General features: G+C 63.1%; 18 protein-coding genes and 1 pseudogene. 13 read left to right on the top strand and 6 right to left on the bottom strand.

The window, feature by feature from the left end; all coding sequences use genetic code 11:
- Window positions 1-161: 161 nt before the first annotated feature.
- Window positions 162-545 carry a DUF6869 domain-containing protein gene (locus FOF45_RS18055; RefSeq protein ID WP_158987931.1) on the top strand — a complete coding sequence of 128 codons (384 nt, stop codon included), beginning with the start codon at window positions 162-164 and terminating at the stop codon, window positions 543-545.
- Window positions 546-618: 73 nt separating this feature from the next.
- Here the strand turns inward: FOF45_RS18055 and FOF45_RS18050 are convergent, their stop codons facing one another.
- Complete coding sequence (locus FOF45_RS18050) at window positions 619-2409, bottom strand: CPBP family intramembrane glutamic endopeptidase (protein WP_158987893.1); 1791 nt, start codon at window positions 2407-2409, stop codon at window positions 619-621.
- An 82-nt stretch (window positions 2410-2491) separates the two neighbouring features.
- On the opposite strand from FOF45_RS18050, the gene FOF45_RS18045 reads away from it, so the two are divergent.
- The 10 genes from FOF45_RS18045 (at window position 2492) to FOF45_RS18000 (ending at window position 7982) form a co-directional block, all read left to right on the top strand.
- Window positions 2492-2803, top strand: a complete 312-nt coding sequence (locus FOF45_RS18045) for an HU family DNA-binding protein (protein ID WP_267902675.1) — start codon at window positions 2492-2494, stop codon at window positions 2801-2803.
- A gap of 608 nt (window positions 2804-3411) precedes the next feature.
- A complete protein-coding gene (locus FOF45_RS18040) occupies window positions 3412-3975 on the top strand; it encodes a hypothetical protein (protein ID WP_158987889.1) in 564 nt (187 codons plus the stop codon).
- Window positions 3976-4135: 160 nt separating this feature from the next.
- Window positions 4136-4921 carry a hypothetical protein gene (locus FOF45_RS18035; RefSeq protein WP_158987887.1) on the top strand — a complete coding sequence of 262 codons (786 nt, stop codon included), beginning with the start codon at window positions 4136-4138 and terminating at the stop codon, window positions 4919-4921.
- 25 nt (window positions 4922-4946) lie between these two features.
- Window positions 4947-5249 (top strand): hypothetical protein, encoded by a 303-nt coding sequence (locus FOF45_RS18030; RefSeq protein ID WP_158987885.1) that lies wholly within the window; start codon window positions 4947-4949, stop codon window positions 5247-5249.
- Between the two features lie 96 nt (window positions 5250-5345).
- Window positions 5346-5654: a hypothetical protein gene (locus tag FOF45_RS18025; RefSeq protein WP_158987883.1), complete on the top strand. Its 309-nt coding sequence runs from the start codon at window positions 5346-5348 to the stop codon at window positions 5652-5654.
- Between the two features lie 72 nt (window positions 5655-5726).
- Window positions 5727-6017, top strand: coding sequence for a hypothetical protein (locus tag FOF45_RS18020; protein ID WP_158987881.1), 291 nt, complete (start codon window positions 5727-5729; stop codon window positions 6015-6017).
- Between the two features lie 45 nt (window positions 6018-6062).
- Complete coding sequence (locus FOF45_RS18015) at window positions 6063-6461, top strand: carboxypeptidase-like regulatory domain-containing protein (RefSeq protein WP_158987879.1); 399 nt, start codon at window positions 6063-6065, stop codon at window positions 6459-6461.
- 88 nt (window positions 6462-6549) lie between these two features.
- Entirely contained in the window at window positions 6550-6870 is a 321-nt protein-coding gene (locus tag FOF45_RS18010; RefSeq protein ID WP_158987877.1) for a hypothetical protein, read from the top strand.
- Between the two features lie 104 nt (window positions 6871-6974).
- The gene (locus FOF45_RS18005; RefSeq protein WP_158987875.1) at window positions 6975-7403 is read left to right on the top strand and encodes a hypothetical protein; all 429 of its coding nucleotides are present in this window, start codon (window positions 6975-6977) and stop codon (window positions 7401-7403) included.
- A gap of 78 nt (window positions 7404-7481) precedes the next feature.
- Window positions 7482-7982, top strand: a complete 501-nt coding sequence (locus tag FOF45_RS18000) for a DUF6790 family protein (protein ID WP_158987873.1) — start codon at window positions 7482-7484, stop codon at window positions 7980-7982.
- Window positions 7983-8058: 76 nt separating this feature from the next.
- On the opposite strand, the gene FOF45_RS17995 is transcribed toward FOF45_RS18000, so the two are convergent.
- Complete coding sequence (locus tag FOF45_RS17995) at window positions 8059-9093, bottom strand: aldo/keto reductase (RefSeq protein WP_158987871.1); 1035 nt, start codon at window positions 9091-9093, stop codon at window positions 8059-8061.
- Window positions 9094-9134: 41 nt separating this feature from the next.
- On the bottom strand, window positions 9135-10040 hold the full coding sequence (locus FOF45_RS17990; protein WP_199244590.1) for an alpha/beta fold hydrolase: 906 nt from the start codon (window positions 10038-10040) through the stop codon (window positions 9135-9137).
- Window positions 10041-10179: 139 nt separating this feature from the next.
- Between FOF45_RS17990 and FOF45_RS17985 the strand changes: the two genes are divergently transcribed.
- Window positions 10180-11085, top strand: a complete 906-nt coding sequence (locus FOF45_RS17985; protein WP_199244589.1) for a LysR family transcriptional regulator — start codon at window positions 10180-10182, stop codon at window positions 11083-11085.
- Window positions 11086-11287: 202 nt separating this feature from the next.
- Here the strand turns inward: FOF45_RS17985 and FOF45_RS17980 are convergent, their stop codons facing one another.
- The 3 genes and pseudogenes from FOF45_RS17980 to FOF45_RS17970 all read right to left on the bottom strand — a co-directional run.
- Complete coding sequence (locus tag FOF45_RS17980) at window positions 11288-11836, bottom strand: ester cyclase (RefSeq protein WP_158987868.1); 549 nt, start codon at window positions 11834-11836, stop codon at window positions 11288-11290.
- A 135-nt stretch (window positions 11837-11971) separates the two neighbouring features.
- Window positions 11972-12733 carry a LytR/AlgR family response regulator transcription factor gene (locus FOF45_RS17975; RefSeq protein WP_158987866.1) on the bottom strand — a complete coding sequence of 254 codons (762 nt, stop codon included), beginning with the start codon at window positions 12731-12733 and terminating at the stop codon, window positions 11972-11974.
- A 134-nt stretch (window positions 12734-12867) separates the two neighbouring features.
- A pseudogene (locus tag FOF45_RS17970) lies at window positions 12868-13740 on the bottom strand (sensor histidine kinase); the annotation flags it as partial.
- A gap of 379 nt (window positions 13741-14119) precedes the next feature.
- On the opposite strand from FOF45_RS17970, the gene FOF45_RS17965 reads away from it, so the two are divergent.
- The gene (locus FOF45_RS17965) at window positions 14120-14590 is read left to right on the top strand and encodes a YehS family protein (protein ID WP_158987862.1); all 471 of its coding nucleotides are present in this window, start codon (window positions 14120-14122) and stop codon (window positions 14588-14590) included.
- The last annotated feature ends 1 nt before the right edge of the window (window position 14591 follow it).

The raw sequence follows: 14591 nt of genomic DNA, 5'->3' as shown, positions 1-14591 counted from the left end.
CGACGGGCGTGATCATCAGCGCGTGACGGCTGTCGTGCTCAGCGCGTACGAGGCATCGCGAGGCGTGAATTGCCGACACTCCGCGTGATAGCAGACATTCGCTACCATCTGGCGTCATCGCGTCGAGCAGCGCGACTCGCCCCTTCAACAATGGCATGCGCATGGATGTTTCTGTGTCGATCGAACAATGGGCCGATGCGTACATCGCGGCCTACAGCTCTCAGGACGCGTTGACTCCTGCCAGTCCTCTTTGGTGGGTCTTCGAGCGCTCGCTCTTGCCGCTTCGACGTGACGCTGCGGAGGAGATATGGAACTTTGTCCTGGCAGTACTGGCCAAGTCGCCGCCGCACGAGGTCCTCACAAATCTGGCCGCTGGCCCGATGGAAGATCTCATTGCATACGAAGGTGACGCGTTCATCGAGCGCATCGAATTGCATGCGCGACGCGATCCAGCGTTCCGCCATCTACTAGGTGGCGTTTGGAAGAACCAAACCCCACCGAAGATCTGGCAGCGTATTGAGGCCGCGCGGGGCACTGCGTGGTGACGGTGCTGGATGAACCGCGCCACTGACGAGCCCGGGTGCGGCCTGCGACCTTACCCGGGCTACGCAGGCTCGATCATCGCGCCCACAGCAACAGCCCCACCGCGAAGGCGTTGTTGAGCACATGCAATGCGATGGCCGGCCCCAGCGATCCGGTGCGCCGGACCAGCCAGCCGCCAAACAGACCCATCGCGAAGTAATACGGCAGGCGCGGCGGATCGTCGTGGATGGCGGCGAACAGGGCCGCCTGCACGACATTCGCCCAGCCGAAGGTGATGTGGCGCGACAGGCCGCCCAGCAGCAGGCCGCGGAATGCCAGTTCTTCGAACACGGGACCGACGAACGCCAGGATCAGCAGCGACAGCATGGGTCCGCCCATCTCCGCGCCGCCCTCGACCATCGCGGCGACCATGCGCGTCTGCGCGGTCTCACCGCCTGCGCCCAGCCACGTTTGCAACCAGGTCAACACCACGCCGATGCACAGCAATGCGCCCCACATCAACAGCACGATCCACCAGATGCGAAGCGCGGCGCGGTCGCCGATGAGCTGGCGCCGATTCGTGCCGAACAACGCCGGCAACAGCAGCAACAGCGCCGCCATCTCGCCGAACAGGAAAGCGCGGAACATCTGCGGCGCCGCCGTGACCTTGCCCTCGATCATTCCGACGATCGCGTCGGGTTCCACCAGCAACGCCACCACGGTCGGAACGACGATGGCGACCGCCGCCGCGTACCACGCGCGCCACAATCCGACAGCGGGGAACAGCGGTGCATTGACCTTGCCGTCCAGACGCCGGGCCAGGCCGCGGTAGTGCGCGGGCACCAGCACCACGCCGGGCGCCAGCGCCACGGCCATCACCCACGCCGCACAGATCAGCAGGCCCGCCATCATGGACGGCGTGAAAAGCGTGAGGGGCGCGCGGACCGCCAGCTTGGCGAAGCGACCGAGATTGGCGGTGAAGTTGCGGGTGTTGGTGAAGTCAACCTGGGCGACTGCAGTGGTGAAGTCGCGGCTCCCGATCGCAGCGTCGAACTTCAGTGCCTTGATCGCTTCGCTCTTGCCGGGTGCCCCTTTCAGGACGCGCTGCGCCGAAGCGAAATCGCCGGCACGAATGTAGGCACGTGCGGCCGTTTCAACGTTGACGCCTTCACCGGCTTGCGGGAATCGGCGCAATTCCGCCAGGGCAATCTTCGGATCGGGAAGCGTGAGCGCAGCTTCGACACGCTCATTGGCTTCCCACGGGAGCTCGGCCGGTTCGGCCTTTGCCAGCACTTCGGCCGCCTCGTCGAACTTCCCAAGTCCTGACAGGTATTCCACGGCCGCGGCCAGACGCGACGCATCCCCCAGGCGCAGTGCCATGAGGGCAAGCTCTCCGGCACGGGCATTGTTGCCGGCCTGCTGATGGGCATAGGACGTCTTGGTCAGCAGTTCGCTGCGCCAGGACGCTTGCCACTGACCGGCGGTCTTGATCAGCGCATCGCCCCGCGCCGCGGCTTCCTCGCCCCACAGCGTGTCGAATTCGAACAGCAGCGCCTGCGGTGCATCGGGCCAGCGCTCATGCAGTTGCCGGGAGCAGGACTCGAAGGCCTCCGTCGCCTCGGGCATCCAGTCGCCCGATTCCTCGTCGGCGTAGTTCCCGATGAAGCGGCAACGCGCCACGGCGGTGCCGACGTCATCGGGCGCGCTGCTTAGTGCGGCATCGTATTTGGCTAGCGCGTCCAGGTAGCCGCGCGTCTTGGCCTCGGTTACCTGGGCAATGCCGTCACCGAATGTAAATGCCGTCCGCGCCGGTTCATTCGCCTGCGCCGCACCCACCACCAGCGCCGCGATCACACACAGCGACCGCACCATCGCGCGAGCATCCATTCCTGCATTCCCCAGTTGTCCCCGCCCCGAGTGTAGCGATAACGCTCGGGCAGCGTCTGGTGCATGATTCGACTCGGCCGGCCTGCTCGGCTACCCTGCGCGCCCCTCAACGGAGTACACCATGAACAAGGCTCAGCTCATCGACGTCATCGCCGAACAATCGGGCGTCACCAAGTCGCAGGCGGAAGCTGCATTGAATTCGACGATCGCCGCCATCACCGACGCGCTCAAGCGCGGCGAAGCGGTGACCCTGGTGGGTTTCGGCACCTTCGAGGCACGCAACCGCGCGGGCCGTCAGGGTCGCAATCCGAAGACGGGCGAAGTGATCGAGATCCCGTCGACCATCGTGCCGGCCTTCAAGCCGGGCAAGGCGTTCAAGGAAGCCCTGGCCTGAGGCCATCCGCCCGGGCGCCGCAATGGCGTCCGGGCGACTTCGCCCCCCTCCTCCGCGTAGCCCGGGTAAGCGAAGCGCACCCGGGGCTTGTGGATAAGGCGTAGTCCTTCGCAAGTGTGGCCGATAGCGGACATTCTGCTGGGTACGTCTACGCCGGCGGTGTTAGTTCCCGCTTTCGACCCAAAGCAGTCATACGAGTCATGGAGAGACCACATGCAGGATAAGCGCAGCCTCCCAGCACGAGTCGATGCGCTAGCCCGCGCACTCTGTGTCGCAATAGGCATGGCGTGGGCAGGTGGAGCTGGCTTCGCTCGCGCTGCTGAGCGTAGTGGCTGGTTCTGGGTACTTTCGGTGGCTGCAGCCGCTTTCCTCCTCGCCGCTGTGGTCGGGCCGCGATCCCTTCGAGCAGCGCTCGTCGGCTGGTTTCCGTAACGTCCGCTTCTCGCCGACAGCGCACCTTGAGTGCGGTCGAATCGGCCGGACCATCCGCTCCTACGCAGCGCCTGATTCACCCTGACAGACGCCGGGCACGCCGGTTTCCAACCTTCCCAACGGCTGCTATAAGCACGCTGGGGAAAGGCAAGGCGGAAATCAAATCAGGGGGGATCATGGGGCGCAACAAAATGCTTGGAACATCGCGCGGATTGGCAACGATATCGATGTTGCTGCTTTTCGGCGGTTCCAGCCTCGCCGTATCGGCAGCGGATGAAAACGGTTCGACTGGAACCGTGCAAATGGCGTCCAGCACCGCAAGCGACGAGCCCGATTGCGAGGCGTCGTCCTTCAAGCGGCTTTCCTTGTACGGCGGGCTATGTGTCGGCGTCGGATGCGGGGCAAGCGAGTACAGATTGAATGCCTCGGTGGATACGCCGACAGGCGTTTACACGGAGCGGTTTAGTGGAAGCCTGAGTGTTGCGGGATCGAAATGGTGGAACAGGAGTCTGAAGGCGGCCGCCAAGTCGTACCAGACGGGCTTTCGCTCGGAGAGCACCTACAGGGCGGACCTGGCGATCCAGGAGCCTGTCGACGGGCCCATTGAAGGGCGCTACACCGTGACATTCTGGCTTCGTGACGAGAGGCAGGGTGGAAGTCGCGTCTGTGTTCTGCGCCGGGAGAATGCCTTCACCGACCGATTCGACAGCACCGAGACACCTCCAGGCGGGGGAAGCTGACCCAGTTCGGGTTGAGGGGCACGCGCCCATCCCTGGTCTATAGTCCGTCGCGTGTGCGCGTTGGGGAATGCGCCCGTCAGGCGTCCTGGGATGGCGCCGTGTGGATAGCGGTCGAGCAAGGGGCGTTTGCCTGTCTATCTGTCATCTTCAGGGGAACCGAATGAAGCAGATTCTGTGGATGGCCGTGCTTTCGCTGGCCTTGCCTTCATGCACGTCGAGCACGCCAGGCACGCCGAGCACGACGAAGTCGTCGACAACTTCCGCAGCCGCGACATCCAGCGATTCCGCCGCGGCCATGTGCCCGCCAAAGCCGGGTACGGTCGGTTGCGAGAAAGGTGTCTGGGCGCTCAACCGTTCGGGCTTCGCGGTGATCGCGGTGCTGGATAAGCCCGCGACCTATCGCATTTGCGTGAACCGCGGATCGAAAGGCCCCGTGCTCGTGGCGGTCGATCAGGCGGTGATCAGCCCGCAAGGTCACCGTCCGGCCATTTATCCTCCCCCGACCGCGGAGCAGGTGTTCAATTCCGCCTGCGCACTCGTCACGGGCAAGACGATCCATGTCCAGGCGGTCGACACCCTCAGCAACCCGCAAGCAGCGTCCGGCGACTACCAACGCATGGACGCCGTGAATCCATTGAGCAACCTGCATGCGTTCCACCTGCAGATGGTTGCCGGCCCCGACAAGGACAACTCTGCCCTGCTCGCTTCCACGCAGGAAACCCGGTTGCATCGGGTTTGCATCGGCCCCTTGACGCCACCCGACTCGCTGGCCGAGGGGCGACGCCACATCTATACCGATAAGGGCTTCGTGTTCGCCACGAACAACGCGCTGCGTGGATTTCCCTTCTCCAACAGTACCTGCGTCGATCTCGATGCGAAGCAAGTCATTCTGTTCGGACCTATTCCGGTGCCGAACGACAGTGCGAGTGGCTTTGTTGCGTATTGACCTGTGACACCAAGCCGGGGGATGCATGGGCATCGATGTGCACTGGAAAGATGAGCGTGGAGCGATACTCGGCGCGGTCGATGATGAGGGCGCGCTCAGCGACATCAGTGATCTCCTGCACTGCCAATCGGATAGCGTTTGCCTGCGCTTTATCGACCCTGCAGGAGACGCCTGCTTCAACCAGCAGCAGCTACCCATCCTATTGGCGGAGCTTCGCCAGTTGCTACCGAACGTTTCGGCGGAGGCCAGCGCGCATCTCCACGCAATCGTGCGGCTGCTTGAGGGCGCAACAAGGACGCACACGTACATCTGGTTTCTTGGCGACTGAAAGTCTGCTTCAGACCCAAGGTGGCCATGCACCTTGGCAGGTCTTGGCACTGGCGATGTACTTCCCAAAACAGGACATTGAGGCGGTGGCGCAGTGATGACCACAGAACGCGCAGCAACTATTCCATCTACAGTGCTCTTCGCCTTGCCACCGCTGTCCCTGCTCGCGCTTTACGGTGCGATAGCATTCTCCAACAGCACCGTTCTTTTCACTCTTTGCGGCATCCTCTGTGGCACTACACTGCTCGCTGAACTGATCGTCTTCCCAGCCTGTGTTGTTGCATTTGTGCGCTATCCGCACTTGCGCTCATGGCCTCAGGCGGGCGGCCTGGCACTGATTGCAGCGCATTTGTTCTGGATGCTTGCACTGCCGCTCACTGGCGGTTTCCAGATGGCTGGAAATTGAACCTGACCCTTCGCGCGCAATCCTGAGCAGACACAAGTTGAGGCCCGTCACATGGCAATACAGCCGTTGAGAATGCGTCTGCTCAGCTGGGGGTCTTTGGCGCTCGCAGTGGCGCCCACACTGATCGTTCTGGCGATGTTTGTTCGCGCATGGGCATTCGGCGACGGCGCTGCATTGGATCACCCGATCTGGCCCGTCTTTGTCCTGCAGCTGGGTGCCATTGCCACATTCTGCTGGCACGCGCTTGGCAACAAGCGCCTTGAGAATGACGGGACGGCTGGATGGATACTTCGCTTTGTGGTTCTCATCCCATTCGGCACGATTGATTACTGGTGGAAGTACCTTCGGCCCAGCACACGTTAACGTTCGCTTCCGACCCATAGCGGTCTTTCGCCCGAGAGCAACAACATGCGCCTGATCGTTCTGGCTCTTGCGCTGCTGTTTACGCAAGATGCGTTCGCAAAGAAGTGTTCCGCGACGTTTCGATCTGTGTCGGGCAGCGTGACGGACCGGCAAGGCGCTCCGTTGCCAAACACCGCGGTTGGGGTCTCATGGGCAATAGGCCGTAAGCCGGGAGGTCCGGCGATTGGGCACACCGACGCCGATGGCCGCTTTTCAATCCCGGTTCGTATTCGCACCATGTGCCGCGATCCCGCCCCCAAGTACTCGGTGAGGGCATACACCGCAACGCAACACTCCCAGGAGGAGCGACTGGATGACCGCCCCGGCCGGCTCGTCGTGCCGACGCTTCGCGTCACGGAAGAGATTCATTTCGAACCTGTCTCGCCAGACGAAGCAACGAACTGACGGACAGAAGAAGGCGAACTGACGCGGGAAAGTTCATTTCCGCCAGCCAAGAAGTGATGACCCATTTTCTGATCTGGAGGACTAAGGAATGCGGAAGACGTCGCTCGCCATAATCCTGCTGTCCTTGTCGCTTGTTGGATCAAACGCGTGGTGGATATACAACACGCTGGATTTCGGCATCACGCACACCTATGCCATGCAGAGTTGTGAAGAACAGGAGCAGGCGCTAAGCCAGGCTCTCTCGCTGCTTCCGGTCGCCGCTCGCCCAGGTGCCACTCGTGACGAGGTCATAACCGCCGCTGGTCGCGGAGGGGATGAGACCGTCTTCGACAAAGACGGCTTTACATGGGTGGGTAGACTCGGGCTTCGTTTCGATGCGGACGGCAGACTACTGGAAGCACGCCAGTGACATACATCTGCGGCAAGGGCTCAGGCTCATTCCGCCAGCTGGAAAATGAACCTGCCCCATCCTTCGTGACCCATTGTTCGAGCCGATAACGGACATTCAACCGCATGTCACCAATCGAGCACGTATCGGATATCCACGACGCTGAATCGCTTGCGCTCCTACTCGGTGCGCTGCCCGGCGCCCTGGTCAAATTGCTCGGAGATCAAGTAATTTCCGCGACATACGGCTACGGCTGCAACCTTCATCCCGACCTTTGGTATGTGCCAATGAAGGTTGGCACTGGGTGGCTCGACCGCTTCGTCCGGGAGAGCCAGGAGCAACGCATATTCGAGCCGTGCAGATCGGACATGTGCTTTGAAGTTCCAGATGGGCGACTGGCGGTTGAGTTCTGTCATGAGGGGCATGTTCACCTCAGAGGAACCGACACACGACTACGTGAAGATTTCCTTCGCTTGACTCCATTCGACGGTCTGTCGCTGTCCGCAATTGAGCCGGAGAAGGAGTCAGTTTCATTTCCGCCGGCCGAGAAATGAACCCGACCCTTTTGGCACACAAGAAGCACTAACAGATCGTGCAGTTCATCCTTCAAACCGTGCATAAGGGGATATGCCATGTGGTTTGCACTGCTTGTTCTCAGCTTGATCGCCGCTGCCATACATGTTCGTGTCCGCCCAACGGAAAACAGGGCTGCGTCCGCTGAAGTGTTCCTGGTCTATCTGCTTGCTGGCTACTGTGGAATAGCTCAGATCGTCCGTGCCTTTGCCATTCTGGTTAAGGGCGCGCCTCTGATGCCGCATGTCCAGTTCACGCCGGGTGATCCGGCAGTGATGTGGCTCGCGTTCTTCAGCCTCGGCTGCGGCGTCATTGGTGCACTCTCCATCTGGAAGCGAGGCGACTATCTGCTTGCCCCGGTTGTGGCCTGGGCCATCTTCTGGACCGGCACAACGTTTGCTCACCTCCGCCTGGACGAGTGGCATGGCATCACCAACTCCTGGATCGGTGTGGCGTGGGCGTTTGCCACGCATGGCTTGATCGCCGTCCTACTCGTCGCCTTCTACTCTCTTTCAGTCAAGCGGCCGCCAGTTGCGTCAGGACAGGCGTCTGCCGCCTAAGGACGTGCACACAAGCCGAACCGAGGAACGGCTCGGCTTCGTGCTTCCGGGCGGGAAAAAGTTGGACTCTTGAACCCTATCGGACGGCAGTCCGGGGCCAGTCGATCAGTTCCAACTTGCCGCCGGCGAGTGCCGGTGCCGTCTCGGCTACGACGTCATGCGGAAATCCGAGCTTGATGGCGCTCACCGCATCGAGGCGTTGGAGATGCTCCGTCGACAGCTTCACGTCGAGCGACGCGAGATTGTCTATGAGTTGTTCGTGCGTCCGCGGCCCAATGATCGGCAGGATGCCCTTGGCCAGCACCCACGCAATCGCCACCTGTCCGGGTGATGCACCGATCTCGTCGGCGATGGCGAGGACCGCGTCGACGGTCGCGGTTTTGCGAGCGTCGCTCTCGTCGTGGATGACAACGCCCAAGCCTTGCGCGCGGCCGGTCTCGCCGCGGCGATACTTTCCGGTCAGTAGCCCGCCGCCAAGGGGCGACCAGGCTACGGTGCCGAGGTTGAAGCCGGCCGACATAGGCAGCAGTTCCCGCTCGGCCGAACGTTCGACCAGGCTGTACTCCAACTGCACTGCCGCGACCGGTGACCAACCGCGAGCTTCGGCGAGTGTGACTGCAGTGGCGATACGCCAAGCCGGGAAATCCGACAGCCCCGCGTAGAGAATCTTGCCGCTGCGCACAAGATCGTCGAGGCCGCGAGCGATCTCATCCATCGGCGTCACGCCATCGGGCATGTGCACCCAAAGCAGGTCGACGCGATCGGTGTTGAGGCGCTTCAAGCTGGCTTCCACCGAGCGCAGCATCGCCTTGCGGCTGTTTCCACTGCGCTGCAGCCCGGCATCGGGTGCATCGCCGAGCGAGACTTTGGTGGCGAGCACGATGTCGTCCCGCTCGCCCGCGATGAACTCGCCGAGCATGGCCTCGGACTGCCCGAACTGGTACTGGTCGGCGGTGTCGATGAAGTTGCCACCTGCCTCGCGGTAGGTCGTATAGATGCGGCGGGCCTCGTCCTGATCGGAGCCGTAGCCCCAACCCTTACCGAAGTTGCCGGTGCCCAGCGCCAGCGTGGATACGCGCAGGCCTGTGTTGCCGAAGATGCGGTAACGCATGATGGATTCTCCTAAAGGGCGCCGCGATGGCGCCCATTTCGTCACTTGTTCGTACGGGCGATGAAGTCAGTGATGTACTGCGCAGACAGCTCCGGATACTGGTGCTGCGGGCCATGCCCGGACTCGGGGTAGAACACAAACTGCGCGTTGCGCATCTGGCTGATGAGCGGGAACCAGTTCTGTCCGGCGGTACTCGTGTCGCGGTCACCGCTGATGACCAGGATGGGCGTGCGCGTCTGGGTCAGCTTTGCGCGGCGCCCCGTCGAATCCTGACCGAAGGCTTCAGCGGCCTTCAGATAGGTCTGGATCATGTCCATCGAGTGCGGGATCTTCGACACCACGTCCGGACGCGCGTAGATGCGGTCGCGCGACTCGTTCGCCATGCGTCGGCTGAACTCGGAGGACGGATCGAAGAACAGAACCTCCTCGTCGGCCAGATCGTTCACCGCCTTCAGCGCACGCTCGATGAAGACCTGCTGGATCGGAATCTGGCCGGGGCCTGGGGGATTCGTGCCGATCAGGACGGCATGGGTGACGCGCTCCGGTTTGTCCAGAAGCAGCGTTTGGGTCGTGAAGCCACCCCACGACCAACCGGCCATCGCGAACTTGTCCAGCTTGATGGCCGTGGCGAAGCGGTCGACGAACTGCGCCACCTTGCCCAAGTCGTCCGGCAGCGCGCCGCTGGAGTAGCCAGCACCGGGGTAGTCGAAGGTAATGACGGTGTGATGGCGGGCCAGCGTGTCCAGAAACAGCGGGTCCCACGTGTCGAGCGTTCCGCGCATGCGGTTGGCCAGCACGATGGGCGAGCCCGAGCCGATGCGGCGGTAAGCGATGCGATCGCCGTTGACCTGGACATACCGGGTTTCGGTGGTGTCGGCAGTGTCCTGGGCGAAGGCCGGGGCGGACAGAGGGGCGGCCATCAGGAGGCCGAGAAGCGGGGTTTTCATGACATCGATTCCTGTACGGGGAGGGAGAGACTCGGGCGATGAATCCGGGGACATCACCGCGTCCGTGGTGTACTTTCTACGCCGCCGTTCCCGTTGCGGGAATATCAAAACAGGCAAGGTCGCGATGCAAAGATGCAACGTGATCTGGCACGCCGGTTTCCAGGAAATGGCTATGGATCTCGACTGGAACGACATACCCCTGCTGCGCAAGCTGGCCGAGTCCGGGAGCATGGCGCAGACCGCCCGCGACCTTGAGCTGGTCACTTCCACGGTGAGCCGCCGCTTGGCCGCGGCGGAGCAGGCCTTGGGAATCCGACTGTTCATCCGCGACCCGTCCGGCTACCGGCCTACGGAAGCCGGGCGCGTGTTCCTGGAGCACGCGCACCTGATCGTCGATCGCGTGGACACGATGGTCTTGGAGACCCGTGCGGAGCAGCAGGACGTGGCCGGACCGGTCAACATCACCGGGATCGACGTGGTGCTGAGCCACTGGTTGGTCAACCATGTGCCCGAGCTGCTGGCGAAGCATCCGCGGCTCGAGTTGAGCTTGCTGGGCGACTTCCGCGAGGTTTCGTTTACGCGGCGCGAGGCCGATCTGGCGATCCGCTTGAACCGCCCCACGGCCGACGCCGCCTTGCGGATGCGGAAGATCGGCACCCTCGGCTTTGCCGTCTATGGAGGCGAAGCGTTTCGCGGAGTCGATCGCAAGGAATGGAAGACGCTGCCGTGGCTGGCGTTTCCGCGTGAGTTCGCGTGGCTGGCCGAAATGAAATGGCTGGAGAAGATAAAGCCGGAGCGCGTGACCCGCCTGACCACCATCGCGATGATTGCGCGAGCTTGCCAGTCGGGAATTGGCATCGCGCTGTTGCCCTGTGTCGTAGGCGATAGCCTTGGCTTGAACCGGTTGCAGGATCGAATCGAGTCGCACCGCGAATTGTGGCTTCTCAGCCACAAGGATGCGGGCCAGATCGCGCGCTTTCGAGCAGTCACGGAGTGGCTGGTGACCGTTGCGGAGCGGGATGCGAAGCAACTGGCGGGCGCTTGACCCAAGGCCGCAGCAGATGCCCGATTCTGGCCGACAGCGGACATCGGAACTGAGGCGCCCTACCCCTCTTGATGGGAAGCAACTCAGGCGGCTGCCGCGCCTCAGCTGGGCATGAGCTCACTCACGAAAAGGGGTCAGGTCCATTTCCGCCTGCCAGGATATGAACCTGACCCTATTTTTCAGACCCTATTTTTCACCAGGGTCAACGAGCGCCAGGATGAGAGCCGCCGTCGGTCTTCGGCGCCGCTGCCGGCGTGGCCAGCAGGCCCAGTTGCTTCATCAGTCCGTGCGAATCGGCGCATGTCCATTCTTCGGCGATTCGCCCGTCCGCCAGTCGAAACAGCGTTGTGCCCGTGACCTGCACGGCGCGACCGGTGGCTGGAATGCCATTGCCGGCGCCGGTGTTGGTCCCGCGCGCGGTCCAGCGCACCGCCACCAGATCGCGCTCGGCAACCTGCTTGTCGACCGTGATCTTCAGATCCGGAAACGCCTTGCGCCATCCCTTGGCTTCGGCCATGCCATCGGCGTGGGTGAAGGTATTCCTGCCGCCGTGGCCAACGAAGTCTGCACTGTACGGAACTTCGAATCGGCCCTGACTGAGGCCTTCCTCGTACACCCTGCGGGTGATCGACTTGTTGGATTCCAGCGACGCGGCGATAACGCCGTCGGACGCGGTGGCCTCGCAAGGAACCACGCCGATAAGGGCGGCGATTGTCGCCACGGCGGACAGCAGGATGTTGTACGTCTTCATGACCATCTCCGATACGCGAAAGTGCGTGTTGCGGATGATGGGGTTCCGTGCGATCCGCTCGCCCCCCTTGGGTGTCGGGTGGACGCGGCGGTGGGATGAGTAGCGGCTGCGCGGTGACGGGAACCTACGCAGCGCTCAGCGAAGCAACACGTCGAGCGCCGCCCGATAACGACGGCTACCGTTGATCTGCGTGCCGTCCTTGAGGAGAACGACGAAGTCGCCATCGAACAATGGCTGGACTTCGCGAATCCGGGCGATGCTGACGATCGCCGCGCGCGATACCCGGATGAAGCGTTGCGGGTCCAGGCGGGACTCGAGGCTGGTCATCGTCTCGCGCAGCAGGTGATGCTTCGTGCCCGTGTGGATCTCGACGTAGTTTCCTGCGGCGACGATGCGATCGACCTCGTCGATGTCGAGCAGACGAACCCGACCCTCGGAACGGATTGCCAGCCGCAAGGGGTAACGCTGCAGTTCTCCTCGATCGATCGACTTCATCGCCTCGGAAACGCGGCGGACAAAGCCGTCATCGGGATGAGCCAGGTGGGAACGAGCGCGTTGCAGTGCACGGCGAAAGCGTTCCGGATCGATCGGCTTGAGCACGTAGTCGATCGCTTGGGCATCGAACGCCCGCACGGCGTGTTGATCGAATGCCGTTACGAACACGACGGCCGGCATGCGGTTGCCCCCGATGGCTTCAATGACGGCGAACCCATCGAGTTCGGGCATCTGCACATCGAGGAAGACGAGGTCGGGCGAATGCGCGCTGATCGCCGCTATGGCCGCCCCACCGTCACCGCATTCTTCGATGACTTCGATGTCCGGCTCCTGCCGCAGCAGCCGCAGTATCCCGCGGCGCGCGGCCGGCTCATCGTCGACGATCAGTACGCGGATGGTCATGCGACAGTGCGCCAAGGCAGGTCGATCTGCGCGATGACACCGCCATCATCGGAATTTCGCACTTCGAAGCGTTGCCTGTCCGCATACAGCAGGCGCAAGCGCGCCCTCGTGTTCGTCAGGCCGACGCGTTCGGTCGTCGCCGGTGGCAGCCCTCGGCCGTCATCGACAACGCACAGCAGCAGCGAGTCGCCGCGCCGGTCCGCCTTGATTTCCACTCGCCCCGGTCCCGCGCGCGTGGCCAGTCCATGACGCAGCGCGTTCTCGACCAGGGGTTGAAGGATCAGGTTGGGAACCCGCGCTTCGAGAAGCTGATCAGGAACGAGGATCCTGTAGCTCAGACGTTCGCCGAAGCGGGCCTGCTCGATCTCAAGATAGCTCTCGAGAAAGCCGATCTCTTCGCCGAGCGTCACCTCATGCGCTTCGGTGCTGTCGAGCGAGCGACGCAGCAGCGCGCTGAGCTGCAGGAGGATGCGATCTGCTGCGTCGACATTCTCGTGCATCAGCACCGAGATCGTGTTGAGGGCGTTGAAGAGGAAATGTGGCTGCAGCTGCGTGCGCAGTGTCTGCAGACGGGCATCGGCCAGCTGCGCTTCGAGGCGCAGTCGCCGACGATCCTCTTCCCGGGCGGCCCGCACGAGTCGCTCGACATGTGCCGCGGCGACGATCAGCCAATAGACCGGGAGGTTCAGCAGGAACGTCGTGCCAAGCAGCCGGCTGAAGGTGCCGAGCCAGGTGGGTTCGACCTGGGTCGCACCGATGACGGGCGCGGCCAGCGCGAAGAGCGCCAGGTTGATCAGGGCGCAGGCCGCCGAAGCCACGCCGTGTACCGCAAGCGCGGCAAGGAGGTGCGGCCGCTGGAGCGGAAACCGCGCTTCGAGTCTGAGCGCAATCGGCGTGAGGGCCGCCCAGACCGCGGCCCAGACGAGCCAAATCGCACTGGCACGTGTCCACGCCACCGGCTCGCCGCGCTCCTGTGCGGCAAACCAGGCCTGCCCGGCGAAGAGCATCGCCACCAGCGTCCACGCCCCCAGAATCGCCACGCCCCGGCGGCCGATTCCGGACCCGTTATCCCCTACCGGTGTCGCCATTACGTGCTCCTCACTGACGAGCGTGCCACCGGCCGTGCTGCCTCCCATCGTCGCCCCGTCACCGGCGTCGGCAGCATGCCCAAGGGTGCCATCGTACGTGGGTTGCCGGTTCCTGAGGCCGAGGGAGGGACGACCGGGGGCTGCAGTGGGGTGAGTGAGGGGAATAAGGGGTCAGGTTCACTTGCCCTGCTAGAAGCGGTCACGTGTGGGTACGCGCCAGGCGTATCCGCGGGAACCGCGCCCGTCACGGTGCAGTGGCCTAAACTAGCCAGTCCACGCAGCAGACCGCTCGAAATCAATGATCGCCAACGACGTGCTGCGCAGCATCCGCTACATGCTCGATCTCAGCGACCAGCGCGTCGTGGAGATCACCCAGTTGGCCGATCCGGCGTTCGCGCTCGACAAGGCCGACGTGCAGGCGTTCCTGCGCCGTGAAGACGACCCCGAGTACGCCGATTGCAGCGATGCCGTGCTCGCGCGTTTCCTCGACGGGTTGGTGGTGTACTGCCGTGGCCGCGACGAGCGCCTGCCGGTGCGGCCGCCAGAGAAGCGTGTCACCAACAACGTGGTGCTGAAGAAGCTGCGGGTGGCATTCGAGCTGAAGGATAGCGACATGCACGCGGTGTTCGAATCCGCGGGATGGCCCGTGTCCAAGCCGGAGCTGACGGCGTTGTTCCGACAGCCGGGCCATGCCAATTACCGCCCGTGCGGGGACCAGCTGCTGCGCAACTTCCTGAAGGGCCTGACGATGCGCGTGCGCGGCGACTGAC

Source organism: Lysobacter panacisoli (genome assembly GCF_009765165.1).
Classification (GTDB): Bacteria; Pseudomonadota; Gammaproteobacteria; order Xanthomonadales; family Xanthomonadaceae; genus Lysobacter_J; species Lysobacter_J panacisoli.
The sequence above is the reverse complement of the archived record's forward strand: the minus strand, read 5'-3'. Positions and strand labels throughout refer to the sequence as shown.

Bases quoted from the DNA above. Each gene is read 5' to 3' on its own strand.
- FOF45_RS18025 (WP_158987883.1), top strand. From the start codon at position 5,346: ATGACCACAGAACGCGCAGCAACTATTCCATCTACAGTGCTCTTCGCC.
- FOF45_RS17975 (WP_158987866.1), bottom strand. From the start codon at position 12,733: ATGACCATCCGCGTACTGATCGTCGACGATGAGCCGGCCGCGCGCCGC.
- FOF45_RS17965 (WP_158987862.1), top strand. From the start codon at position 14,120: ATGATCGCCAACGACGTGCTGCGCAGCATCCGCTACATGCTCGATCTC.
- FOF45_RS18040 (WP_158987889.1), top strand. From the start codon at position 3,412: ATGGGGCGCAACAAAATGCTTGGAACATCGCGCGGATTGGCAACGATA.
- FOF45_RS18030 (WP_158987885.1), top strand. From the start codon at position 4,947: ATGGGCATCGATGTGCACTGGAAAGATGAGCGTGGAGCGATACTCGGC.
- FOF45_RS18050 (WP_158987893.1), bottom strand. From the start codon at position 2,409: ATGGATGCTCGCGCGATGGTGCGGTCGCTGTGTGTGATCGCGGCGCTG.
- FOF45_RS17980 (WP_158987868.1), bottom strand. From the start codon at position 11,836: ATGAAGACGTACAACATCCTGCTGTCCGCCGTGGCGACAATCGCCGCC.
- FOF45_RS17995 (WP_158987871.1), bottom strand. From the start codon at position 9,093: ATGCGTTACCGCATCTTCGGCAACACAGGCCTGCGCGTATCCACGCTG.
- FOF45_RS18035 (WP_158987887.1), top strand. From the start codon at position 4,136: ATGAAGCAGATTCTGTGGATGGCCGTGCTTTCGCTGGCCTTGCCTTCA.
- FOF45_RS18000 (WP_158987873.1), top strand. From the start codon at position 7,482: ATGTGGTTTGCACTGCTTGTTCTCAGCTTGATCGCCGCTGCCATACAT.
- FOF45_RS18005 (WP_158987875.1), top strand. From the start codon at position 6,975: ATGTCACCAATCGAGCACGTATCGGATATCCACGACGCTGAATCGCTT.
- FOF45_RS17990 (WP_199244590.1), bottom strand. From the start codon at position 10,040: ATGAAAACCCCGCTTCTCGGCCTCCTGATGGCCGCCCCTCTGTCCGCC.
- FOF45_RS18010 (WP_158987877.1), top strand. From the start codon at position 6,550: ATGCGGAAGACGTCGCTCGCCATAATCCTGCTGTCCTTGTCGCTTGTT.
- FOF45_RS18020 (WP_158987881.1), top strand. From the start codon at position 5,727: ATGCGTCTGCTCAGCTGGGGGTCTTTGGCGCTCGCAGTGGCGCCCACA.
- FOF45_RS18015 (WP_158987879.1), top strand. From the start codon at position 6,063: ATGCGCCTGATCGTTCTGGCTCTTGCGCTGCTGTTTACGCAAGATGCG.
- FOF45_RS18055 (WP_158987931.1), top strand. From the start codon at position 162: ATGGATGTTTCTGTGTCGATCGAACAATGGGCCGATGCGTACATCGCG.